Below are 23,687 nucleotides of genomic sequence, written 5' to 3' on the forward strand. Positions count from 1 at the left end.
CAGGTAGTCGGTGCACGGCTGGGACGTCACCTTGCGGTCGATGGTGACGCCCCGGATTGCACGCCCCGCCTCAAGCGCCCCAATGTGGCGTTGGGTGCGTCCAACGCACCGAACGCCACATTGGGGCGCTGGGGACTCAGCCGAGCCCGTTGAGGCCGATCACCCGGGAGTACCAGTGGGCGCTCTGCTTCGGTGTCCGCCGCTGCGTCGCGTAGTCGACGTGCACCAGGCCGAAGCGCTTCGCGTACCCCTCGGCCCACTCGAAGTTGTCGAGCAGCGACCAGTAGAAGTACCCGCGCAGGTCGACGCCCGCCTGAATCGCGTCGTGACAGGCGCGCAGGTGGGAGTCGAGGAACGCGACGCGGTCGGTGTCGACGATGTCACCGCCGTCGGAGACGACGTCGGGGTAGGCCGCGCCGTTCTCCGTGATGTACAGCGGCACCGACCGGTAGCCGCGGTGCACCTGCAGCAGGGACTCGGTCAGCCCGGCCGGCTGGACCTCCCAGCCGGAGTCGGTGCGGGGTGCCGCCGGGTCCGGGACGAAGTGCACGTCGGCCGCGCCGACCCACTCCGGGCCCGCCGGCTCGCTGCCCGGCACCGGACGGCCCGCGACGCGGTAGTCGCGGTAGTAGTTCACGCCCAGCCAGTCGACGTGCGCGGCGATGACCGCGGGGTCGTCGTCGCGCACGACCGAGCCCAGCCCGAACGGCTCGAGGTCGGCGACCAGGTCGTCCGGGTACCCGCCGCGCAGCACCGGGTCGAGGAACAGCCGGTTCTGCAGGCCGTCGATCCGCCGGGCCGCGGAGACGTCGGAGACGTTCGCCGGGTCGTGCGGGGCGACCGGGTACAGGTTCAGCGTGATGCCGGCCGGGGTGCCCGGGGCGTGCTGCCGGATGATGTCCATCGCCAGGCCGTGGCCCAGCAGCAGGTGGTGCGTGGCGGCCACGGCCGCCGGGTGGTCGGTGCGGCCGGGCGCGTGGATGCCGCCCGCGTAGCCGAGCATCGCCGCGCACCACGGCTCGTTGAGCGTCGACCAGCTGGCGACGCGGTCGCCCAGCCGCGCCAGCACGGTCTCGGCGTACTCGGCGAACCGGTAGGCGGTGTCCCGGTTGGTCCAGCCGCCCTGTTCCTCCAGCGCCTGCGGCAGGTCCCAGTGGTACAGCGTCGCCCACGGCTGGATCCCGGACTCGAGCAGGCAGTCGACCAGCCGGTCGTAGAAGGAGAGCCCGGCGGTGTTCACCTCGCCGCCGTCCGGCCGCACCCGCGGCCAGGCCAGCGAGAAGCGGTAGGCACCGAGGTTGAGCCGGCGCATCAGCCCGACGTCTTCGGAGTACCGCCGGTAGTGGTCGGCCGCCGGTTCGCCGTTGTCGCCGCCCCGGACCGCACCCGGGCGGCGGGCGAAGACGTCCCAGACCGAGTCGGTGCGCCCGTCGGCCGTCGTGGCTCCTTCCACCTGGAACGCCGCGGTGGCGGCGCCCCAGACGAAGCCAGGCGGGAACATCAACGCGGTCTCCGCCCGAACGCTGTCGGGATGTACGGACATGTTCACCCTTTCACGGCACCTTGCATGATCCCGGCCACGATCTGGCGGCCGAGGAGGACGAAGACGATGAGGATCGGGATGGTGGCCAGGGTCGTGCCCGCCAGTACGAGCGAGTAGTCGACGTAGTAGCCGCTCTGCAGCTTTTCCAGGGCCACCTGGACGGTGGGGTTGCCGGCGTCCAGCACGACGAGCGGCCACAGGAAGTCGTTCCAGGACATCATGAACGTGAACATCGCGAGGATCGCCGCGGCCGGGCGCACCGCGGGCATGCAGACGTTCCAGAAGATCCGGATCATGCTGCAGCCGTCGACGCGCGCGGCCTCGATGAGCTCGTACGGCAGAGCGTCCACTGTGTACTGGCGCATCCAGAACACGCCGAACGCGGTGACCAGGTTGGGCACGATCACCGCCGTGAGGCTCCCGGTCCAGCCCAGCTCGGACATCGCGATGAACAGCGGGATGATGCCCAGCTGGGTGGGCACCGCGAGCGTGACGACGATGAACACGAACAGCTTGTTCGCACCGCGGAACCGCAGTTTCGCGAAGGCGAACCCGGCCAGCGAGGAGAACAGCACCGTCGTCAGCGTCACCGTGCCGGACACGATGACGCTGTTGGCCAGCGCCTTCCAGAACGGCACGGTGTCGAACACCCGGGCCGCGTTGGCGAAGAAGTTGCCGCCGGGCACGAACGGCGGGATGCGCTCGGTGAGCATCCCGTTGTCGCGGCTGGCCACGAGGAACGACCAGTAGAACGGGAACAGCGAACCGAGCACGAAGATCGCCAGCACGACGTAGGTCGCCTTGCGGGGCTTGCCGAGGGTGGCGACCTTCTGCCGCACTCCGGTCGGCCGGCTCTGGAGTGTTGTCATTTCTTCTTCACCTTCACCGCCGGGGTGCTGGCGATCCGGCTGGTGAGGAAGTAGTTCGCCAGCGCGATGAGCACGATGATCAGGAACAGCACCCAGGCGATCGCCGAGGCGTAGCCGAGGTCGGCGTTCTGGAACGCCGTCTGGTAGAGGTAGAGCGTCACGGTCTGGAACTGGTTGGTGGAGCCGCCGTTGTTCGACCCGGGCATGGCGTCGAACAGTTTCGGCTCGGTGAAGATCTGCAGGCCGCCGATCGTCGAGGTGATGGTGATGAAGATCAGCGTCGGCTTGAGCAGCGGCAGGGTGACGTTCCAGAAGCGCCGCCAGGTGCCGGCGCCGTCGATCACCGCCGCCTCGTGGAGTTCCTTGGGGATGGCCTGCATGGCCGCCAGCACGATCAGGGCGTTGTAGCCGGTCCAGCGCCAGTTGACCATGATCGCGATCGCGACGTGGCTGCCGAAGCGGTTGGCCTGCCAGTCGACCGGGTCCAGCCCGATGGTCTGCAGCACGCCGTTGATCAGCCCGTACTTCGGGCCGAAGAGGTTGGCGAAGATGATGCCGATGGCGACGAGGCTGGCCGCGTACGGCAGCAGGATGCCGACCCGCCAGCCGGTCGCACCGCGCAGCCGCGACCCGAGCAACGCCGCCAGGAGCACCGCGATGATCAGCTGGGGGACGCTGGAGAGCAGGAAGATGCTGACCGTGTTCGTCAGCGCGTTCCAGAACTGCGCGTCGGCGAAGAGCTCCTTGAAGTTGTCGAGGCCGATGAAGTCGGGGGCGTCGGTCCCGGCTTCCCACTTGAACAGCGAGACGTACGCGGTGTAGAGCAGCGGGAACAGCCCGACGATCCCGAAGAGGATGAAGAACGGCGCGATGTAGAGGTACGGCGAGACCTTGACGTCCCACCGGCTCAACCGGTGACGGAAGGTGGGCCGGGGAGACACTCGCTCCCCGGCCTTACTCCCTTCTGGCGCGACCTTGTCGAGGACGGTCATCGGTTCAGCGCGTGATCTTCTTCGCGGCTTCGACCATCTGGTTCCAGCCGTCCGTCGCCGACTTGCCCTGCTCGACCGCCTGCAGGGCCGGGCTGGAGGCGTTCTCCTGGATCTGGCCGTCACCGGGGCCCTTGTACTGCGGCTTCTGCACCTTCTTGGCCTGCTCGGCGAACAGCGCACCGACCTTCGTGTCGCCGAAGTAGTCGTTGGTGTAGCTCAGCAGCGCGGGGTCGGTCAGCGCCTTGACCTGGCTCGGGAAGGTGCCCTTGGCCTGGAACGCCTTGATCTGCTGCTCCGGCGCGGTCAGCCAGGCCGCGAGCTCGGCGGCCTCCTTCGGGTGCTTCGACTGCGTCGGCACGGTCAGGTACGAACCGCCCCAGTTGCCGCCGCCGCCGGGGAAGGCCGCGGTGACCGCCCACTTGCCGGCGTTCTCGGGGCCGGCCTGCTCCTTGATCACGCCGAGCATCCACGCCGGGCACACCTTCGTGGCGAACGCGCCCTGCTTGAAGCCGGTGTTCCACTCGTTGCTGAACGCGGTGAGCTTGGCCGACTCGCCCTTGGCGACCGCGTCGGTGACCTTGGCCCAGGCGTCCTTGATGCCCTGGTTGTTCTCGACGGCCAGCTTGTCGTCCTTGTTGATGTAGCCCTCGGGCAGCTGGTTCACCATCGCGTTGAAGTTCTGCGCGGCCGAGTCGAACCAGGCCTTGCCGTTGCTCTTCTTCACGAAGTCCGCGCCGGCGGCGAAGTAGCTGTCCCAGGTGGCGAACAGCGGCTTGACCGCTTCGGGGTCGTCCGGCAGGCCGGCGGCCTTGAACATGTCCTTGCGGTAGCACATGGCGAGCGGGCCGATGTCGGTGCCGTAGCCGATGAGCTTGCCGTCCTTGGTCTTGGCGGCGTCGTACTTCCAGGGCAGCCAGCGGTCCGGGGAGGCGTCGGCCGGGCCGATCTTGCTCAGGTCGTTGAACTTCGAACCCTTGTCGAGGAAGTCCGACAGGTGGCCCTCTTCGAGCGCCGTCACGTCGGCGAGGCCGGAGCCCGCGGCCAGCTTCGTGACGAGTTCCTCGTGGTAGGGGCCACCCTGGCCGGTCTTGCGGTGGGTGATCTTGATGTTGGGGTGCAGTCGCTCGTATTCCGGGATGAGGGCCTCGTAGCCGAACTCGGTGAACGTCGCCAGCGTCAGGTCGACGTGCTCATTCGGGTTCGCCGCCGCCGGTGGGGTCTGCTCACCGCCCCCGCTGCAGGCCGAGGCGCCGAGCGCCGTCATCGTGATGCCCAGTGCCAGGACCAGGCCGTTCCGGATCGTTCTCACGTGTCCAACCACCTTGTTGACGGGAATGAGCGCTCTCACTGCTGGGAGCCGATCTGGGAGCGCTCCCAGGTGTGGCAGAGTCTGCTGGGGGCGTTCACCGGTGTCAAGAGGTCGTAACCGGAGCGTTTCCTGCGAGGAGCGCTCCCGGACGCGCGGAGGCGTGAACGTTAAGCTGAGGCGGTCAGAGTTGCAGAGGGTGAGCGAGGGCGGTGCCGTGGGGCCTCGAGCAGGGGATGAAGAACGGCCGACACTGGAGGACGTCGCGGCGTTCGCCGGTGTGTCGCGGTCGACGGCGTCCCGGGCGTTGAACGACGACGCGTACGTCAGCGCGGCGGCGCGGGAGAAGGTCCTGGCCGCGGCCCGTGACCTGGGCTATTCCCCGAACCAGGCGGCGCGGTCGCTGGTCACGCGCCGCACCGGGGCGATCGCGGTGGTGCTGTCGGAGCCGGAGTCCCGGCTGCTCGACGACCCCTACCGCGCGGCCGTCATGCGGGCCGGCTACCGGGAGCTCGCCGACGTCGGCCGCCAGATGGTGCTGATCTTCAGCGACATCCGCGAGGACCTGAGCCGGACGGTCCGGTTCCTCGAGGGCGGCCACGTCGACGGCGCGCTCGTGTTCGCGCCGCACCGGGCCGACCCGCTGCCCAAGGCGCTGCGGCTGCTGCGCATCCCGGTGGTGTTCGGCGGCCAGGCGGCCGGCATCCGCCGCGGCGTCCACGTCGTCGACTTCGACAACGAGGGCGGCGCCCGGCTGGCGGTCGAGCACCTGGTCGCGGCCGGGCGGCGGCGGATCGCCACGATCGCCGGCCCCCAGGACCAGAGCGCACCGATCGACCGGCTCGCGGGCTGGCGCAAGACGCTGCTCGACGCCGGGCTCGACCCCGCCGACCTGGCCGAAGAGGCCGACTTCACCCTTTCGGGCGGAGCGAACGCGATGTCGGCCCTGCTGACCCGTCACCCCGACCTCGACGCGGTCTTCGTCGCCAGCGACATGATGGCAGTGGGCGCGTTCCGCACGCTGGGCGCGGCCGGCCGCCGCATCCCGGACGACGTCGCGGTGGTCAGCTTCGACGACAACGCCACCCTCGCCCCGGCGATGGACCCGCCCCTGACGTCGGTCCACCAGGACCCCCGCGAGCAGGTCCACGCCATGGTCGAGACCCTGATGCGGCTGCTCGACGACCAGAACCTCAAGCCGCGCCAGCACATCCTCCCGGTCTCCCTGGCGGTCCGCGCCTCGAGCTGACGTTTCGTCCACCTGAGTACGCGTGTCGACCGCTCAATCACGCGCGTCGACCTTCCACTCACGCGTGTCGACCCTTCGCGCGCGCATGCCGACCCTCGGCGTCCCCTGCCGGAGGCCGAACCGGCGTACCCGGAGCGTCGGATGGCGTATCCGGAGGGTCGGCCGGCGTACCCCGGAGGCCGGTTCGCGGGCCTGGAGGGTCGACACGCGTGTTTCACGGGTCGACACGCGTGATTGTGGAGCCGACACAGTGTCCGTGCCTCGATGGGTGGGAACGTTCCGGCCCGAGATGTACGCCTTTGGCGCTAAACAGCGTTTCCTGAGCACCCAACGTAACAACTAGACTGGGCTGAACGGGTGACGGGGCGACTAACGGGGTCGGCTGTTCAGGAGCGTTCAGTGAGCCGGCGTTCGCCGGGCGCGTAGGTGTGACACTCGGCGCCGCGGTGTCCTTCTGACTCGATTCTTTACATCCAGGTTTCCGGCTGGCTACCGTCTGCGCCTGGAAGCGCTCCCAGATCGCTGGCTCCCTACGGACAAAGGAGTTCCGCAGCCATGCGTTCCTCCCCTCGAAAGCGCGCCCGGGCGCTGGCACTGGCTTCGGCCGTGCTGGCGGTCACGGGTGCGGTGGTCGCCCCACCACCGGCGCTCGGCGCCGACATCGCCTGTTCCGTCACCTACACCACCAACGACTGGGACACCGGGTTCACCGCGAACGTCTCGCTGCGCAACGACGGAGCTCCGTTCGACAGCTGGAAGGTCGGCTGGACGTTCCTCGACGGCCAGAAGGTCCAGCAGGGCTGGAGCGCGACGTTCGCCCAGTCGGGAGCCGCGGTCACCGCGACGAACATGTCCTACAACGGCCACCTCGACACGGGCGCGAGCACGTCGTTCGGGTTCAACGGCTCGAAGGGCTCGGCCAACCGGCCGCCCACCGACTTCTCGGTGAACGGCACCGCGTGCACCGGCGCCAACAAGGCGCCGACGGTCACCCTGACCTCGCCGAGTTCAACCGGCTCGTACTACGCCCCGGCGACGATCCCGCTGGCCGCGACGGCCGCCGACAGCGACGGCACGGTGAGCAAGGTCGAGTTCTACGCCGGTGACACGCTGCTGGCCACGGACACGGCCGCGCCGTTCGAAGGCAGCTGGGGCAACGTCCCGGCCGGGACGTACTCGATCAGTGCCAAGGCCTACGACAACAAGGGCGCGTCGACGACGTCGAGCCCGGTCAGCGTGAAAGTCCTCTCCGGGCCGACGATCGTCGCCGCCCCGGCGACCGCGCAGGTCAAGCAGGGTGGCACGACGACCTTCGCGGTCTCCCTCGCCGGTGCCCCGACGGCCCCGGTCACCGTCGCCGTCGCGCGCACGGCCGGGAGCACCGACCTCACGGCCGCGCCGACGAGCCTGACGTTCACGACGGCGAACTGGAACGTGCCGCAGAACGTCACGGTCACCAGCGCCGACAACGGGGGAGCGCTCGGGAGCGCGACCTTCACCGCGAGCAGCAGCGGCTACACCGCGGCCACGGTGGCGGTCAACGAGATCTCGTCGTCCACTTCGGACTACCAGCTCGCGTTCCTGACGCAGTACAACAAGATCAAGGACCCGAACAACGGCTACTTCCGCAAGTTCGGCAACATCCTGGTGCCCTACCACTCGATCGAGACGCTGATCGTCGAGGCACCGGACCACGGGCACGAGACGACGTCGGAGGCGTTCAGCTACTACCTCTGGCTGGAGGCGTCCTACGGCCGGGTGACCGGTGACTGGGCTCCGTTCAACCAGGCGTGGACGTCGATCGAGACGTACGCGATCCCGTCGGCGGCCGACCAGCCGGGCAACTCCGGCTACAACGCCAGCAAGCCGGCCACCTACGCGGCGGAATACCCGAGCCCGAAGAACTACCCCTCCCAGTTGCAGTCGAACGTCTCGGTCGGGGCCGACCCGATCGCGGCGGAGCTGAAGGCGGCCTACGGCTCGCCGGACGTCTACGGCATGCACTGGCTGCTCGACGTGGACAACATCTACAAGTTCGGCCACTGCGAGGACGGCACCAACACCGCGCCGGCGTTCATCAACACCTTCCAGCGCGGCTCGCAGGAATCGGTGTGGGAGACGGTCACGCAGCCCAGCTGCGACCTGCTGAAGTTCGGCGGCAAGAACGGGTACCTCGACCTGTTCACCGGCGACTCCTCCTACGCCAAGCAGTGGAAGTACACCGACGCCCCCGACGCGGACGCCCGCGTGGTGCAGGTGGCCTTCCAGGCCGAGAAGTGGGCCCAGGCCCAGGGCAAGAGCGCCGATGTCGCGGCCGTGCTGAAGAAGGCCTCGAAGATGGGCGACTACCTGCGGTACTCGCTGTTCGACAAGTACTACAAGAAGATCGGCAACTGCGTCGGCGCCACGGCCTGCCCGGCCGGGACCGGCAAGGAGAGCGAGCACTACCTGATCTCGTGGTACTACGCGTGGGGCGGCTCGGCCGACACGGCCAGCTCCTGGGCGTGGCGGATCGGCGACGGTGCGGCGCACCAGGGTTACCAGAACCCCCTGGCCGCATACGCGTTGTCCGCCGATGCGGGTCTGAAGGTCACTTCGTCGACCGGTGCCACCGACTGGGCGACCAGCCTCAACCGGCAGATGGAGTTCCTGCAGTGGCTGCAGTCGTCCGAAGGCGGCCTCGCCGGCGGCGCGACCAACAGCTGGGACGGCCAGTACGGCACCCCGCCCGCGGGCACGCCGACCTTCTACGGGATGTACTACGACTGGCAGCCGGTCTGGCACGACCCGCCGAGCAACCAGTGGTTCGGCTTCCAGACCTGGGGCATGGAACGGATCGCCGAGTACTACCAGGCGACCAACGACGCCCGGGCGAAGAAGATCCTCGACAAGTGGGTGCCCTGGGCGATCGCGAACACCACGGTCGGGGCCGGCGGCAGCTTCCAGATCCCGTCCGACCTGACCTGGAGCGGCGCGCCGGACACCTGGAACGCCACCAGCCCGGGTGCGAACAACAGCCTGCACGTCTCGGTGAAGAACTACAGCCAGGACGTCGGGGTCGCGGCCTCGCTCGCCAAGACGCTGCTCTACTACGCGTCCGGGTCGAGCAACGCCCAGGCCAAGACGGTCGGCGAGCAGCTGCTGACCGCGCTGTCGGCGAACACCGACAGCAAGGGCATCGCGGTGCCGGAGACCCGGTCGGACTACGACCGGTTCGACGACAAGTACAACGCCGGCACGGACCAGGGGCTGTACGTGCCCTCGGGCTGGACCGGCACGATGCCCAACGGCGACGCGATCAACTCGAACTCCACGTTCCTGTCGATCCGGTCCTTCTACAAGAGCGACCCGCAGTGGCCGAAGGTCCAGGCCTACCTGGACGGCGGGGCTGCGCCGACGTTCACCTACCACCGGTTCTGGGCGCAGTCGGAGATCGCCACGGCGTTCGCCGCGCACGTCGCCCTGTTCGGCTGAGAGGCACTTGATGAAGCGACTGCTCTCGCTGGTGGTCGCCGCACTGGTCGGGGGCGCCGTTCTCACGGCGTCCCCGGCCACCGCGGCCCCGCAGACCACGGCGTCGGCCGGCACCGGTACCGGGTTCTGGCACGCCAGCGGATCCCAGCTGGTCGACGCGACCGGCGCGCCGGTCCGGATGACCGGGATCAACTGGTTCGGCGCCGAAACGGCCAACTACTCGCCGCACGGGCTGTGGAGCCGCAACTACAAGGACATGCTCGACCAGATGGCCGGGCTCGGGTACAACACGCTGCGGCTGCCGTACTCGAACCAGCTGTTCGACAGCGGTTCGAAGCCGGTCAGCATCGACCAGGTGGCGAACCCGGACCTGCAGGGCCTGTCCGGCCTGCAGGTGCTCGACAGGATCGTCGCCTACGCGGGTGTCAAGGGCATGCGCGTGCTCCTGGACCGGCACCGGCCGGACTCCGGCGCGCAGTCCCCGCTCTGGTACACCGGTGCGTACCCCGAAAGCCGCTGGATCTCCGACTGGACGATGCTGGCCCAGCACTACCGGGGCAACCCCACGGTGATCGGGGCGGACCTGCACAACGAACCGCACGCGATCCAGGGCGGCGGGGGAGCGTGCTGGGGCTGCGGCGACACCGCGACCGACTGGCGGCTCGCCGCCGAACGGGCCGGCAACGCCGTGCTCGCGGCCAACCCGGACTGGCTGATCGTCGTCGAAGGCGTCGACTGCGTCAGCGGCACCGGCGACCCGCAGTGCGGCTGGTGGGGCGGCAACCTCTCCGGGGCGAAGCAATTCCCGGTGCGACTGTCCGAACCGGACAAGCTGGTGTACTCGGCGCACGAGTACGCGACCTCGGTGTTCGCCCAGAAATGGTTTTCCGACCCGGCGTTCCCGGCGAACCTGCCCGCGTTGTGGGACCACTTCTTCGGCTACCTGCACAAGCAGAACGTCGCGCCGGTGCTGCTCGGCGAGTTCGGCTCCACGCTCGCCGACCCGCGCGACAAGGTCTGGCTGCAGGAACTGATGAAGTACGCCGGCACCGGCACGTCCGGGATGAGCTTCACCTACTGGTCGTGGAACCCGAACTCGGGTGACACCGGCGGCATCCTCAACGACGACTGGACCACGGTCAACCAGACCAAGCAGGCGATCCTGCAGCCGTACCTGATCCCGCCGGTGGGCTCGGGCGGCGGCACGACCGACCCGCCGCCCGCGGCGAGCTGCGCGGTCACCTACCACGTCGACAACACCTGGCAGGGCGGCTTCACCGCCACCGTGACCCTGAAGAACACCGGCAGCTCGGCGCTGAAGAACTGGGCGCTCGGCTGGACCGTGCCGTCCGGCACGCAGCTCACCGGCGGCTGGAACGCGACCGTCACGCAGACCGGGCAGCAGGCGAGCGCCCAGGCGCCCGCCTGGGCGCCCGACCTGGCCGGCGGGGCGTCGGTCTCGATCGGCGTCCAGGCCACCGGCCCCTCGACCGGCACGCCGGGCGGCTTCGCCGTCGGCGCGACCGCCTGCACCACCTGACCCACCCACGGAACGATTAAGGAGCGCACTCGATGAGGAGTGAATTCTGGTCCGCCAAGAGGAAGTCACGGTTCGCCGTGGCGTCCTCGGTGACCGCGGCGGCGATGACCGCCGGATTGCTGGTGGCCGGGGGCAGTCCGGCGGGCGCCGCCACCGGCTGCAAGGTCACCTACACGGTCAACCAGTGGGACACCGGCTTCACCGCGAACATCGCCGTCACCAACCTGGGCGACGCCGTTTCGTCCTGGAACGTCGAATGGGACTTCGCCGGCAACCAGCAGGTGCAGCAGGGCTGGAGCGCCACGTTCAGCCAGAGCGGCAAGCACGTGAGCGCGAAGAACCCGTCGTGGGGCGGCAACCTGGGCTCGAACGCCACGGCCAGCTTCGGCTTCAACGGCTCGTACTCGGGGACCAACGCCATCCCGACGTCGTTCTCGCTCAACGGTGCCCACTGCGACGGCACGCCGACGACCACGACACCCACGACGCCGACCACCACGCCGACGACCCCGACCACGCCGACGACCCCGACCACTCCCACCACCCCGACGACGGTGACCACGACGCCGCAGCCCGGGACCCACGTGGAGAACCCGTACTCCGGGTCGAAGGGGTACGTGAACCCGGACTGGTCGAGCCAGGTGAGCGCGGCGGCCGCGGCCAAGGGCGGCACGCTCGGCGCCCAGATGGCCAAGGTGGCCAACACCTCGACCGCGGTCTGGCTGGACCGGATCGCGGCGATCGAGGGCACGTCGAGCGCGCGCGGCCTGCGCGGGCACCTCGACGCGGCGCTGGCCCAGCAGTCCGGCGGCACGCCGGTGACCATCCAGATCGTCGTCTACGACCTGCCCAACCGCGACTGCGCGGCGCTGGCGTCCAACGGTGAGCTGAAGGTCTCCCAGAACGGGCTGGCCCGGTACAAGAGCGAGTACATCGACCCGATCGCGTCGATCCTGTCCGACGCGAAGTACGCGCCGCTGCGGATCGTGGCGATCGTCGAGCCGGACTCGCTGCCGAACCTGATCACGAACACCTCGATGGCGACCTGCGCGGAAGCGCAGTCCAGCGGGGCGTACGCGCAGGGCATCCAGTACGCGCTGAACAAGCTGCACGCGATCTCCAACGTCTACAACTACCTGGACATCGCGCACTCGGCGTGGCTCGGCTGGGACAGCAACTTCCAGCCGTTCGTCAACCTGGTCAAGCAGACCCTGCAGGGCACCACGGCCGGCGTGAACAGCATCGACGGCTTCATCAGCTCCACGGCGAACTACACGCCGCTGACCGAGCCGAACCTGCCCGACCCGAACCTGAACGTGGGCGGCCAGGCGCTGAAGTCGGCGACGTTCTACCAGTGGAACCCGTACTTCGCGGAGGTCCCCTTCGCCACCGCGATGTACAACGCCTTCGTGGCGGCCGGCCTGCCGAGCGGTATCGGCATGCTGGTCGACACCTCCCGCAACGGCTGGGGCGGCTCGGCGCGGCCGAGCGGTGCTTCGGGATCCACTGTGGACGCCTACGTGAACTCGGGCCGGATCGACCGGCGGCTGCACCGCGGCAACTGGTGCAACCAGAGCGGTGCGGGCCTGGGTGTCCGGCCGACGGTGGCCCCGCAGGCGCACTTCGACGCCTACGTCTGGATCAAGCCGCCGGGTGAGTCCGACGGCGCGAGCCAGCAGATCCCGAACGACGAAGGCAAGGGCGCGGACCCGATGTGCGACCCGACCTTCCACGGCACCCAGCAGGCCAACGGCGGCAACCTGACCGGTGCCCTGCCGAACGCCCCGCTGTCGGGCAAGTGGTTCGGAGCCCAGTTCGAGGAACTGGTCCAGAACGCCTACCCGCCGGTGCAGTGAGACTCCTCCGGACGCCGGCTGCCGCGCGGCTGCGGAAACGCAGCCGGGCGGCGGCCGGGCCGGAGCGGGGCTCGTCAAGACCCCGGACCGGGCGGTGCCGCGCAGCCGCCGCCCGGTCCGGCCTCCACCACGGTGGCAGCGGCCCGTCCCGCCGGGCCGCTCGCCGCGGTCCCGCCCGCGCCGCCTGACCGGCCGGGCGGGACAGCGTGATCCGGCCCGGCGTCCGCAGCGGCCTCCTGCGACCCCGGGCCGGATCCCGCGGCCTTGCCCTTCGGCCGCTCAGCCGAGGTCCTTGCGGAAGCTCAGCCGATCCAGTCCCGGCCCGTCGTAGTCGGGCTGGACCGGTACCCCCTCGAACTCCTTCGGCCCTGGTTCGGTGACGAACCCCATCCGGGTGTGGAACGCGTGCGAACCCTTGTTCTCCGGCGACGTGATCGCCCGGACCACCGAGCGCCCGTGCGCGGCGCTGTAGGCGAAGAAGCGCTCGTAGAGCGCCGCGCCCAGGCCGCGGCCGCGTTCGGCCGGCTCGACTCCGACGAAGTGGACGTAGCTCTCGGCCGGTCGCGACGGCGAGAGGAACCCGATCAGGAACGCGACGATCCGCTCGTCCGCCGTCACCAGGACGCTGCTGCCGGTGAAGTGCTGGAACATCAGCTTCGGCAGCAGCAGCGCCCGCTGGCGGGAGCCCGCCTCGCCGCCGAGGCCGCCCCACCAGCGGTCGAGGACGGCCAGCACGGGGAGGTGGTCGTCCGGGCCGGGGTGCCGGATCGTGTGGTGCCGCCAAGGTTCGGGCAGGGGAGTGAGCACGGTCCCCAGCCTGCCCGGCCCGGCGGCCTCCGGCGAGCGGGTTTCCGGTCAGGGAACGACCCGGTGCACCCCGACGAGCACCTGCTGCCACACGGCGGCGGGGTCGGCGCCCTGCTCGACCGCCTTGAGCGCCGGCGCGATCACCGTCTCCTGGATCTTGCCGTCACCCGGCCCCTTGTACTGCGGCTTGCCGACCTTGCGGGCCTGGGCGACGAAGATCTGGCCGCTCAGCGTCGCGCCGAAGTAGCCGTTCATCTCGCTGAGCAGGTCCGGCGAGGTGAAGGCGTCGACCTGGCTGGGGAAGTTCCCGCTCACCCGGAACGCGTGCAGCTGCTGCTCCGGCGCGGTCAGCCAGGCGGCGAGCGCGGCGGCTTCCTTCTGGTGCGAGCTCGAGGCCGGCACGGTGAGGAAGGACCCGCCCCAGTTGCCGCCGCCGTCGGGGAAGGCGTCGGTGAGCGCCCACTTGCCCGCGTTGCCGACCCCGGCCTGCTGCTCGATGACGCCGAGCATCCACGAAGGACAGACCTTCGTCGCGAAGGCGCCGGTGCGCAGGCCGTTGTTGCCGTCGTCGGCGAAGGCGGTGAGCCCGGCCGACTGCCCCTGCTTCACCGCGGTCGTCACCTGGTTCCAGGCGTCCCGCAGCGCGGTGTTCGTTTCCAGCGTCGAGTGGTCCTCGCGGTCGAGGTAGCCGATCGGGAGCTGGTTGACCTTCGCGTTGAAGACCTGCGCCGCGGAGTCGAACCACGGCTTGCCCTTCGAGCGCTTGACGTACTTCTCGCCGGCCTTGAAGTAGCTGTCCCAGGTGGCGAACATCGTCTTCACCGAGCCCGGGTCGGTCGGCAGGCCGGCGGCTCCGAGCAGGTCCTTGCGGTAGCACATGGCGAGCGGGCCGATGTCCGTGCCGTAGCCGACGAGCTTGCCGTCCTTGCTGCGGCCCGCCTCGTACTTCCACTCCAGCCACCGGCCGGGTTTGACGTCGGGCGGCCCGACCTCGGCCAGGTCGGCGAACTTGTCGGCGTGGGCGAGCACGTCGGCGAGGTGGCCCTCCTCGACGGCCTGGACGTCGGCGAGTTCCTGGTTCTTCTGCAGCTTGTTCAGCAGGTCTTCGTGGTACGGTCCGCCCTGCTCGGTCCGGACCTGGCGGATGGTGAGCCCGGGGTGGGTGAATTCGTAGCCGGGGATCAGGTCGTCGTAGCCGAACTGGCCGAAGGTCGCCACGGTGAGCGTGATCCGCTCCGGTGTGGCCGGTCCGCAGCCCCCGGTCAGGAAGAGCAGGACGACGGCGGCGGCGAAGGCCGCCGATCTTCGGATCTGCCTCATGCGCGCGCACTCCCCATCCACGGCACGCTCCATGCCCCCGTTGGCTGGGAGCGCTCCCGGGGCGAGTCTCGTTTCCCGGTGCCGCGGGTGTCAAGGTGCGCGACGGCGGGTGTCCGCGCGAACACGGACCGCGGGCTCCGGTGCAGGTGGTGCCCGGGGTCCCGGGGTGGAGAGAGGGTGCGATGAAGCGTCCGACGATCACCGACATCGCGAGGGAGGCCGGCGTCTCCAAGGGCGCGGTCTCCTACGCCCTGAACGGCCGGCCCGGCGTCTCGGAGGCCACCCGGCGGCGGATCACCGAGATCGCCCGGGAGCTCGGGTGGGCGCCGAGCAGCACCGCGCGGGCCCTGTCCGGCGGCCGGTCCGGGGCGCTCGGCCTGGTGCTCGACCGGTCCCTGGAGGAGTTCGTCCCGGCCCTGCTCGACGGCTTCGAGGGCGAGCTGCTGCTGCAGGTGGCCCCCGGCCGCGAAGCCGCGCTGGCCATCTACCGCCGCTGGCGCGCCGAGCGGAGGGTCGACGGCGTGCTGCTCACCGAGCCGGGCTGCGCGGCCGAGCTGGTCCGGATCGGCCTGCCGGCGGTGGTGCTCGGCGGGCCGGGCGGGGTGCCGGGCGTGCCGTCGGTGCTCGTGGACGACGTGACGGGGGCCGCGGAGGCGCTGGCCTACCTCGCGGCCCTGGGCCACCGGCACGTGGTCCGGATCGCGGGCGCGGCGGTGTTCGCCGACCCGGCGGCGCGCCGGAGGGCGTTCACCACGGCGGCGACGGGCCTGCCGCACCCGGGGACCGTCCACCCGGAACCGTCGGCCGACGCGGTCCGCCGCGTGCTGGCGGAGCGCCCCCGGCCCACTGCGCTGCTGTGCGACACCGACGACCTCGCGGTGGCCGCGCTCGCCGCCGCGCGGGAGCTCGGCCTCGCGGTGCCGAGGGACCTCTCGGTGGTGTCGTGGGACGACACGCCGTTGTGCCGGCTGGTCCGGCCGGCGCTGACGGCGATCCGCCGGCCGCTGGCCGAGCTCGGCTCGCTGGCGGCTTCGGTGCTGCGGGACGTGCTGGCGGGGGAGCGGACCGGCGATGTGCAGACGTCCCGGCCGCGGCTGATCACGCGGGGGAGCACCGGTCCGGCGAACGCGTGAAGGCCGCTTCGGGGACGTTCCCGAAGCGGCCTTCCCGGCTGTCCGTCCACTCCGGACGGCTCAGGTGCCCTGGCACGTCGGCGACGGGGCCGCGTTCCCTCCCGTCGTGTTGACGACCAGGCCGAACGTGGTCGTGCCGTCGGCCGCCACGGTGCCGTTCCAGTTGGCGTTGCGGACCGTGACCGCCGAACCGGACTGGTTCAGCGTGCCGTTCCACACGCTGGCGACGGTCTGGCCCGCGGGCAGTGTCCAGCCCGCCTGCCAGCTCGTGTACGCCCTCGTGCTGTGGTTCATCACCGTCACCGTGGCCTGGTAGCCGCCGCTCCAGGTGTTGGTGATCTCGTACATCGCCATGCACGAGCCCTGCGGCATCGACGTCGTCGTGGTCGTCGGTGTCGTGGGGGTCGTCGGCGTGGTCGGCGTGGTGGGCGTCGTCGGGGTCGTGGGCGTGGTGGTCGTCGGGCCCGTGCCCGGGTCCTTCACGCCGGTGACCTCGCCGTGCCCGCCGTCGAAGGTGACGTCCGAGCAGCCGTAGAACGTTTCCGCGCTGTCCGAGCGCTTCCACACCGAGTAGATGATGTGCCGGCCGGACTTGTTCGTCGGCAGGGCGCCGCTCCACTTGTACTGGCCCTCCACCGTGCCGACCTGGCCGGTCACCGGCGGGTGGTCCACCGTCAGGAACGGCGTGTCCTCCAGCGAGTCCCAGGTGAGCGGCTGGTTCGGGTTCCAGCCGTCCTTCGTCACGTAGGTGTAGAACCAGCCCGGGTGGGCGGCCCACGCGTTGTACGAGAAGTCGAACTGGGCGCCGGCGGTCAGGTGGGTCAGCGGCCAGTTGCCGACCCCGTCGAAGCCCGCGTAGCCCGTGTTCCCGCCGGAGCACAGCTTCCCGTCCGGGATGAACCCGCGCGTGCGTCCGGCGCCGTCCGAGCGCAGCACGCCGAACCAGTTGTACAGCGAGTTGGCCCCGCTGACCCCGACGGCGGCCGCGCAGGCCGGGTTCTGGGGCTTGATCTCGCCGGTCGAGCTGAGCCCGTCCTGCCAGCACAGGAAGGTCCGGCTGCCCGGTTTCATCATGGCGCCGTGCGCCTCGGCCGTGCCGGTGCTGAGCAGGATGGCGGTCAGGCTCGCCAGCAGCACGGTGACGGCGGCGAGGATGGTACTTCGTCTCCTGGTCACGTCAGTCCCTTCATTGGGTTGCGTGCGTCGAAGACTGGGAGCGCTTCCAAGGTCAGGATACGCGGCGGCGGTCACTTCCGGAACAGCCCGCGATGGCCGGGGCAAGGGCCTTGGCCTACCTTGACGGAGGCTCCTCGACCAGGGCGGGCCCGTGGAGAAAGGCAGAGAGTGGACAGTCCGTCTTCGGTTCCCGCCTGGGTGCGGGCCGAACCCGCCCGGCTGCTCGGATTCGCCCGCGGCGCGGCGCACCCGGACGGCGGGTTCGCCTGGCTCGACGACACCGGGCGGCCGGTGCTCGACCGGCCCGTCGAGACCTGGATCACCTGCCGGATGACGCACGTCTTCGCGCTCGCCTCGCTGCAGGGCGCGGACACCGGCGAGCAGGTCGCGCACGGCGTCGCGGCGCTCACCGGCCCGCTGCGGGACGCCGGGCACGGCGGCTGGTACGCCTCGACGGCGTTGGCCGAGAAGCGGGCCTACGAGCACGCGTTCGTCGTGCTGGCGGCCGCGAGCGCGACCGCCGCCGGTGCCGAAGGCGCGCGGCCGCTGCTGGCCGAGGCCCTGGAAACCGTCGAACGCCGGTTCTGGGAACCGGGGGCCGGGCTCGTCGCCGACGTCTGGGACCGCGGCTGGACGCGCCTGGAGGACTACCGCGGCGCCAACGCCAACATGCACACCGTGGAGGCCTTCCTCGCCGCCGCCGACGTCACCGGCGACCCGGTGTGGGCCACCCGGGCGCTGTCCATTGTGGAGCGGCTGATCCACGGCGAGGCCCGCGCGCACGGCTGGCTGCTCCCGGAACACTTCGACCCGGACTGGTGCGTCCGGCTCGAGTTCAACCGCGCCGAACCCGCCCACCCGTTCCGCCCGTTCGGCGCGACCATCGGGCACCTCTTCGAGTGGGCGCGGCTGGCCGTCCACCTCGGACGCGCGCTCGGCGACACCGCCCCGGCGTGGCTGGTGCCCGACGCGAGCGCGCTGTTCGACGCGGCCGTCCGGTACGGCTGGGCCGTGGACGGGCGGCCGGGGTTCGTCTACACGACCGACTTCGCCGGCACGCCGGTGGTGCGCACCCGGCTGCACTGGGTGGTGACCGAGGCGATGGCCGCGGCGTGGACGCTGCACCAGGAGACCGGCGACCCGGCGTACCTCGCCCGGTTCGAGCAGTGGTGCGCGCACGCCGAAGCCTGCTTCGTCGACCGCGAACTCGGTTCGTGGCACCACGAACTCGACCCGGACAACCGGCCCGCCGCGACGGTGTGGGCCGGCAAACCGGACGTCTACCACGCCTACCAGGCGACCCTGCTGCCCGGACTGCCGCCGGCGGCGTCGTTCGCCGGCGCGCTGCTGCCGCGCGTTTAGACTGCGTTCGCCGTCCCCCTCTGAGAAGGAGCACCATGTCGCCTTTCGTCGCGGCCGAAGACCGGTACGCGGACCTGCCGTACCGGCGGGCCGGGCGCAGCGGGCTGAAGCTGCCCGCCGTGTCGCTCGGCCTGTGGCACAACTTCGGGGACGACCAGCCCCTCGACGTCCAGCGGGCGGTGCTGCGCCGGGCGTTCGACCTCGGGGTGACGCACTTCGACCTGGCCAACAACTACGGCCCGCCGCCCGGCTCGGCCGAGACCAACTTCGGGCGCCACTTCGCGGCCGACTTCCGCCCGTACCGCGACGAGATCCTGGTGTCGTCCAAGGCGGGCTACCTGATGTGGGACGGCCCGTACGGCGAATGGGGCTCGCGCAAGAACCTCCTGGCGAGCCTCGACCGGAGCCTGGCCCGCACCGGCCTGGACCACTTCGACATCTTCTACTCGCACCGCCCCGACCCGGACACGCCGATCGAGGAGACGATGGGCGCGCTCGACACGGCGGTGCGTTCGGGCAAGGCGCTGTACGCGGGCATCTCGAACTACTCGCCGGAGCAGACCGAGGCGGCGCTCGCGGCGTTGCGGGAGCTCGGGACGCCGCTGCTGATCCACCAGCCGCGCTATTCGATGCTCGATCGCTGGGTGGAGGACGGCCTCCTGGACACCCTGGACGCGCACGGCGTCGGCTCGATCGCCTATTCGCCGTTGAGCCAGGGCCTGCTGACCGACCGCTACCTGGACGGCATCCCGGCCGACTCCCGGGCGGCGGGCGCCAGCCCGTTCCTCACCACCGACCGGCTGACCGACGACACGCTGGCCACCATCCGGGCACTGAACGAGATCGCCAAGGGGCGTGGTCAGACGCTCGCACAGCTGGCGATCGCGTGGGTGCTGCGGCGCGGGCGGGTCACGTCGGCGCTGATCGGGGCGAGCAGCGTCGCGCAGCTGGAGAACACGGTCGCGGCGACCGCGAACCTGGAGTTCACGGACGAGGAGCTGGCCGGGATCGAGCGTGCCCTGGGCCGGTAGCCGGCGCACTCAGCAGCCGATCCGGGAGCTGCCCACGGCCACGTCGTCGAACCACAGCGTGTCGGCGTCGCCCGCGTAGCTCTCCCAGCCCAGGCGCAGGTCGGTCAGCGCCGGGTGCCAGGACTTCGCGAGCCACTGCTGGTCGATGTCCTGGGTCGGCACGCCGTCGACCACCAGGCCCGGCACCTCCGCGGAGTTCAGCCACGTCCGGAGCCGGCCCGCCGAGCCGTCGACTTCGAACTCGAAGCACGACCACGTGCCCGTCGCCAAGGGGACGCTCTGGGCCACCCCGGCCGGGCTCTGGGCGGGCAGCGTGGCGTCGTCGGACTCGCGGTTCCACTGCAGGGCCTTGTTCTGGCCGCCCGCCCGCAGGTCGCGGCCGCCGTCGGCGGTGTCGCGCAGGGCCATGAAGGCCACGTGCCCGGTGGGCAGCGGGGTCGTGTGCCGGACCCAGAACCGCCCGAACAGCGGGCCGGTGCCGGTGAGGCCGGTGCCGAGGAAGGCGTGGTTGCAGTAGCCGCCCTGGCCGGTGACCTTGACCGACCGGCTACCCGAATGCGCGACCGCCGTGTCGACGGCGACCGTGCCGGTGCCCGTGCAGTTGGCCGCGCCGACGGTCCAGCGGCCACCCGGGGTGCTGCCCGTCTGCTGCTCGAAGTCGTCGCAGAGCGTGGCGCCCGAGCAGCCGGCGGGCGGCGGCCCGGAAGTCGTGGTGGTGGGAGTGGTGGTCGGCGTCGTCGGTGTGGTCGGGGTGGTCGGCGTCGTCGACGTCGGGGGTGCGGGGTCGCCGCACGAGACGCCGTTGAGCGCGAAGTCCGCCGGCGTGTCGTTGGTCCCGCTGTAGGTGCCCTGGAGGCCGAAGGAGACCGTGCCGCCCGCGGGCACCGACCCGTTGTAGGCGAGGTTCTGCGCGGTGACCGCCGTCCCGGTCTGGCGGACGGTCGCGTTCCAGGCCGACGTGACCGCCTGGTTCCCGGCGTAGTGCCAGGTGAGCGTCCAGGACGAGAGCGCGGTGGCGCCGTTGGTCACCGCGATCTCGGCCGTGTAGCCGGTCTGCCACTGGTTGACGCGGTAGGCGACCGAGCACGCGGGGGCGGCGGTGGCCGGCCCGGCCACGAGGACCGCGGTGGTGCCCGCCGCGGCGAGGCAGAGCGCGGCCAGTGCACCGGCGAACCTGTTCATGGGGTGGCTCCTCGTGGGGACGCGGACAGGGGCGTCGTGGCTTGCACCACGACGCCCCTGGGTGGTGGCCGCGTTCTGGCGAGGCGACCTGGCATGGGAGCGCTTCCAGCCGCCGGAAAGGTAACCCCGGCGTGTCGTGCTTGTAAAGAGCGACCCGGCTGCGGGTCGATCCGGTGGTCCGTTTTCCGCAGCCGGGACCCGCGGTGTCCTCACTGAACGCTCCTGAACGGCCGAACCCGTTGGCGTGCAGTACTTGTCCCGGTCGCACTGCGCCACCGGGAGGTGGCGCCGGACACCTCCGTTGGGGTGGAATTCGAAAATCCGCGCCAAGATCGCGAAAACGCCATCGGGACACAAAAAATGGGAGCGCTCTCAGGTTGTCTGCCGAGGCCGGGCGACCGGAAACCCTTGTTGCATCTTCAACTTCTCGCGAATCACACGGTTCCCGGCCCGCCGACGACCTGCGCCCCCGAGCTGACCCTGCGGTAAGGTCGTCGCCGTGCCCCCGTACTCCGGAAATCGTTGGATGAACGATGAGTCGACAGGCCAAACCTGGGAGTAAGCCGTATCGCGCGCAACTGCGCGAGCGGCTGACCGCCTTGGGTTTCCCCGAAGAGGCGATCCCGGCCCAGGTCGCGAAGAACCTGATCGTCGAATGCCGGATCCCGCCGCGCACCGCGTGGCGGCTGGCGTCCGAGCTCTCGCTCGACGTCGCGGCGCACCAGTACAACGCCGTCACCGGAGACCCCCGCGCGGGCATGCGCGGCACGCGGATCTGGGAGTACGAGCAGTGGCCCGACCGCGGCGTCCGGCCCACCGTCGCCGCGCTGCGGGTGCTGGCCCAGGTCTACGGCACCGGCTGGAAGTGCCTGCTGGGGCTGCAGGACCTCGAGCAGCTGCCGGCCAAGGACCTCGCCGAGTACCACGCCGACCTGCAGCCCACCGTCGCCTCGCCCGAGCCCGCGGCGCCGCCGGCCGGCCTCCTCACCGGAACCCGCGCCGAAGCCCGGACCGACGAGGAGATCGGCGCCGGCGCCCTGGGCGACGCCATCCTGCTCACCAAGACCAACGTGGACGACGTCCAGCTCGACGACCTGTGGTCGGACCTGGACTTCCTGGGTGACGCCTACACCCGCACCGCGCCCGATTCGATCCTCGGGCAGCTCGCCGTGATCGAGGAACGGACCGCGTCCCTGCTGAAGGGCAGGCAACGCCCGAAGCAGACGCAAGACCTCCTGCTCATCGGGGCGAAGACGAGCGCGATGATGGCCTGGATCGCCGGTGACCTCGGCCGCTACCGGCTCTCGCGCGAGCTGAACTCCGCCGCCTGGCTCTACACCCAGTACGCCGACGACTTCCTCGCCCGGCGCTGGGTGCGCACGTCGCAGGCGCGGGTGGCGTTCTGGGCCGGGAACGGCATCGAGTCCGCGAAACTGGCCGCCGACGGGCTCAACTACCACGCCGCCGGGCGTCTCACCGACGCCCCGCTGATCCTCGCCGAGGCGCGCGGCTGGTCGTCGGTGCAGGCCGAGCGGCAGGTGCTGGACGCGATCGCGCGCTGGACGGCCATCGAGGACCCGGACCTCGGGGCCGGCGGCGAGGACAGCTTCTTCAACATCACGAAGGACCGGCGTCACTACATGGCCGGCAACTCGCTGCTTTCGGTCGGGCAGGCCGCCGCCGCGCTGCGCGAGTTCACCACCGCCCGCGAGGCCTTCGAGAAGCTGTCGCTGGAGAACCGCTGGGAAGCCATGGATCCGATGATCCGGATCGACACCGGCCGCGCCCACCTGCAGCTCGACGACCTCGACGGCGCCGCCGCACAGGTGGAGCCGCTGCTCGACGCGGGGGTGGGTAAACAGCCGGACATGGTGCGCGCCATGCTGAAGGTGATGGCCACCGAGCTGTCCGGGCCGCGCTGGCGTTCGGCCACGACGGCCCGCAACCTCGCCGAAGCACTCCTGGACGCCCACGCCTCGGCGCGGCCGTGACCCCTGAGCAAACCCGGACGGAGGCGCCCGAAGTGGCACCGCACGATTCCTCGTGCCCGCAACTGCCGTGCGAGGAGGGCCGGACGTTCGACCAGCAGCGGGACGTCGTCGTGGTGGCCGACCGCTTCGCGCAGTTCGCCCGCGACGACCGGGTGTTCACCCTGTCCGGCCTGCTGGCCCTGCTCGGTACCGGCGGTCCCACACCGCCGGACTGCCGCTGGGTCGTCCACTTCGGCCAGGGCATCGACGCGACCGACGGCGACCTGCTCCAGGCCGCGTGCGACAAGAGCGAGGGCGCCCTGTGCCTCGCCGATCCGGAGGCGTTCCGGCTGCCGCACGAGCCGCCGATCGTCGTCCACAAGGACCGGCCGGAGAACGTCCTGCTCGCCGGCGTGCACAGCCCCGCGCCCACGCACTGCCGCGCCGAGCTGCGGATCCACCGGGACAACGAACTCGTCCTCGACCACCACACCGGCGAGCACGTGCAGGGCATCGTGATCATCGAGGCGATGCGCCAGATCTGCATCGCGCAGTTCGAGACCGCGGTCCGGCCCGGTCTCGCCCCGGCCGCGTACGCCGGGGTGTGGAAGCGGATCGACCTGTCCTTCCAGGACTTCCTGTTCCCGCTGCCGGCCACGGTCGAGTCGCTGATCGTCGAAGCCGACCTCGACCGGGAGACCAACCTCAAGTTCCGCGCCACGACGTCGGTGCGCCAGCACGGCCGGACCGTGGCCACCGCCGGCATCGAGTACTCGATGATCGCGCAGGGCCGCGTCGGCACCCTCGAACGCCGCAAGGCCGACCAGGCCACCCGGGCCTATCTCGGGTGAGCCGTCACTCCGGAAGGGAAACCACT

17 protein-coding genes are annotated in these 23,687 nt (G+C 70.7%); 9 read left to right on the forward strand and 8 right to left on the reverse strand.

Annotated elements, in window-relative coordinates:
* Positions 1-136: 136 nt before the first annotated feature.
* From ACWEVN_RS24035 to ACWEVN_RS24050, 4 genes are read right to left on the reverse strand one after another with little or no spacing between them, the layout of a single operon-like run.
* The gene (locus tag ACWEVN_RS24035; protein WP_449687174.1) at positions 137-1,549 is read right to left on the reverse strand and encodes a GH1 family beta-glucosidase; all 1,413 of its coding nucleotides are present in this window, start codon (positions 1,547-1,549) and stop codon (positions 137-139) included.
* Positions 1,546-2,412, reverse strand: a complete 867-nt coding sequence (locus tag ACWEVN_RS24040; protein ID WP_310970569.1) for a carbohydrate ABC transporter permease — start codon at positions 2,410-2,412, stop codon at positions 1,546-1,548. Before ACWEVN_RS24040 ends, ACWEVN_RS24035 begins: the two co-directional genes overlap by 4 nt.
* Complete coding sequence (locus ACWEVN_RS24045) at positions 2,409-3,404, reverse strand: carbohydrate ABC transporter permease (RefSeq protein ID WP_449687173.1); 996 nt, start codon at positions 3,402-3,404, stop codon at positions 2,409-2,411. Before ACWEVN_RS24045 ends, ACWEVN_RS24040 begins: the two co-directional genes overlap by 4 nt.
* Before the next feature lie 4 nt (positions 3,405-3,408).
* The gene (locus ACWEVN_RS24050) at positions 3,409-4,713 is read right to left on the reverse strand and encodes an ABC transporter substrate-binding protein (protein WP_449687172.1); all 1,305 of its coding nucleotides are present in this window, start codon (positions 4,711-4,713) and stop codon (positions 3,409-3,411) included.
* 250 nt (positions 4,714-4,963) lie between these two features.
* Between ACWEVN_RS24050 and ACWEVN_RS24055 the strand changes: the two genes are divergently transcribed.
* From ACWEVN_RS24055 to ACWEVN_RS24070, 4 genes are all read left to right on the forward strand, one after another.
* Entirely contained in the window at positions 4,964-5,959 is a 996-nt protein-coding gene (locus tag ACWEVN_RS24055) for a LacI family DNA-binding transcriptional regulator (RefSeq protein WP_310970612.1), read from the forward strand.
* A 555-nt stretch (positions 5,960-6,514) separates the two neighbouring features.
* Positions 6,515-9,433, forward strand: a complete 2,919-nt coding sequence (locus ACWEVN_RS24060; RefSeq protein WP_449687171.1) for a glycoside hydrolase family 48 protein — start codon at positions 6,515-6,517, stop codon at positions 9,431-9,433.
* 10 nt (positions 9,434-9,443) lie between these two features.
* Entirely contained in the window at positions 9,444-10,973 is a 1,530-nt protein-coding gene (locus ACWEVN_RS24065; RefSeq protein WP_452052755.1) for a cellulase family glycosylhydrolase, read from the forward strand.
* A gap of 32 nt (positions 10,974-11,005) precedes the next feature.
* Positions 11,006-12,829: a glycoside hydrolase family 6 protein gene (locus tag ACWEVN_RS24070; RefSeq protein ID WP_449687169.1), complete on the forward strand. Its 1,824-nt coding sequence runs from the start codon at positions 11,006-11,008 to the stop codon at positions 12,827-12,829.
* A 279-nt stretch (positions 12,830-13,108) separates the two neighbouring features.
* Here ACWEVN_RS24070 and ACWEVN_RS24075 read toward each other — a convergent pair whose 3' ends face one another.
* Both ACWEVN_RS24075 and ACWEVN_RS24080 read right to left on the reverse strand, forming a co-directional pair.
* Positions 13,109-13,636, reverse strand: coding sequence for an N-acetyltransferase family protein (locus tag ACWEVN_RS24075; RefSeq protein WP_449687168.1), 528 nt, complete (start codon positions 13,634-13,636; stop codon positions 13,109-13,111).
* A 48-nt stretch (positions 13,637-13,684) separates the two neighbouring features.
* Entirely contained in the window at positions 13,685-14,956 is a 1,272-nt protein-coding gene (locus ACWEVN_RS24080) for an extracellular solute-binding protein (RefSeq protein WP_452052756.1), read from the reverse strand.
* Between the two features lie 182 nt (positions 14,957-15,138).
* Here ACWEVN_RS24080 and ACWEVN_RS24085 point away from each other — a divergent pair, with 182 nt between their 5' ends.
* A complete protein-coding gene (locus tag ACWEVN_RS24085) occupies positions 15,139-16,089 on the forward strand; it encodes a LacI family DNA-binding transcriptional regulator (protein WP_452052757.1) in 951 nt (316 codons plus the stop codon).
* Positions 16,090-16,149: 60 nt separating this feature from the next.
* On the opposite strand, the gene ACWEVN_RS24090 is transcribed toward ACWEVN_RS24085, so the two are convergent.
* Positions 16,150-17,265 (reverse strand): lytic polysaccharide monooxygenase, encoded by a 1,116-nt coding sequence (locus tag ACWEVN_RS24090; protein WP_452052758.1) that lies wholly within the window; start codon positions 17,263-17,265, stop codon positions 16,150-16,152.
* Between the two features lie 168 nt (positions 17,266-17,433).
* Here ACWEVN_RS24090 and ACWEVN_RS24095 point away from each other — a divergent pair, with 168 nt between their 5' ends.
* Together ACWEVN_RS24095 and ACWEVN_RS24100 are read left to right on the forward strand one after the other, a co-directional pair.
* Positions 17,434-18,627: an AGE family epimerase/isomerase gene (locus tag ACWEVN_RS24095; RefSeq protein ID WP_452052759.1), complete on the forward strand. Its 1,194-nt coding sequence runs from the start codon at positions 17,434-17,436 to the stop codon at positions 18,625-18,627.
* Between the two features lie 35 nt (positions 18,628-18,662).
* The gene (locus tag ACWEVN_RS24100) at positions 18,663-19,658 is read left to right on the forward strand and encodes an aldo/keto reductase (RefSeq protein ID WP_452052760.1); all 996 of its coding nucleotides are present in this window, start codon (positions 18,663-18,665) and stop codon (positions 19,656-19,658) included.
* Positions 19,659-19,667: 9 nt separating this feature from the next.
* Here the strand turns inward: ACWEVN_RS24100 and ACWEVN_RS24105 are convergent, their stop codons facing one another.
* Positions 19,668-20,840, reverse strand: a complete 1,173-nt coding sequence (locus tag ACWEVN_RS24105) for a cellulose-binding domain-containing protein (protein WP_452052761.1) — start codon at positions 20,838-20,840, stop codon at positions 19,668-19,670.
* Between the two features lie 533 nt (positions 20,841-21,373).
* On the opposite strand from ACWEVN_RS24105, the gene ACWEVN_RS24110 reads away from it, so the two are divergent.
* Both ACWEVN_RS24110 and ACWEVN_RS24115 read left to right on the forward strand, forming a co-directional pair.
* Positions 21,374-22,831, forward strand: coding sequence for a hypothetical protein (locus ACWEVN_RS24110; RefSeq protein WP_449687161.1), 1,458 nt, complete (start codon positions 21,374-21,376; stop codon positions 22,829-22,831).
* 32 nt (positions 22,832-22,863) lie between these two features.
* Positions 22,864-23,661 (forward strand): AfsA-related hotdog domain-containing protein, encoded by a 798-nt coding sequence (locus ACWEVN_RS24115; RefSeq protein WP_452052762.1) that lies wholly within the window; start codon positions 22,864-22,866, stop codon positions 23,659-23,661.
* Positions 23,662-23,687 lie beyond the last annotated feature (26 nt).

It is taken from the genome of Amycolatopsis sp. NPDC003861 (assembly GCF_053605405.1).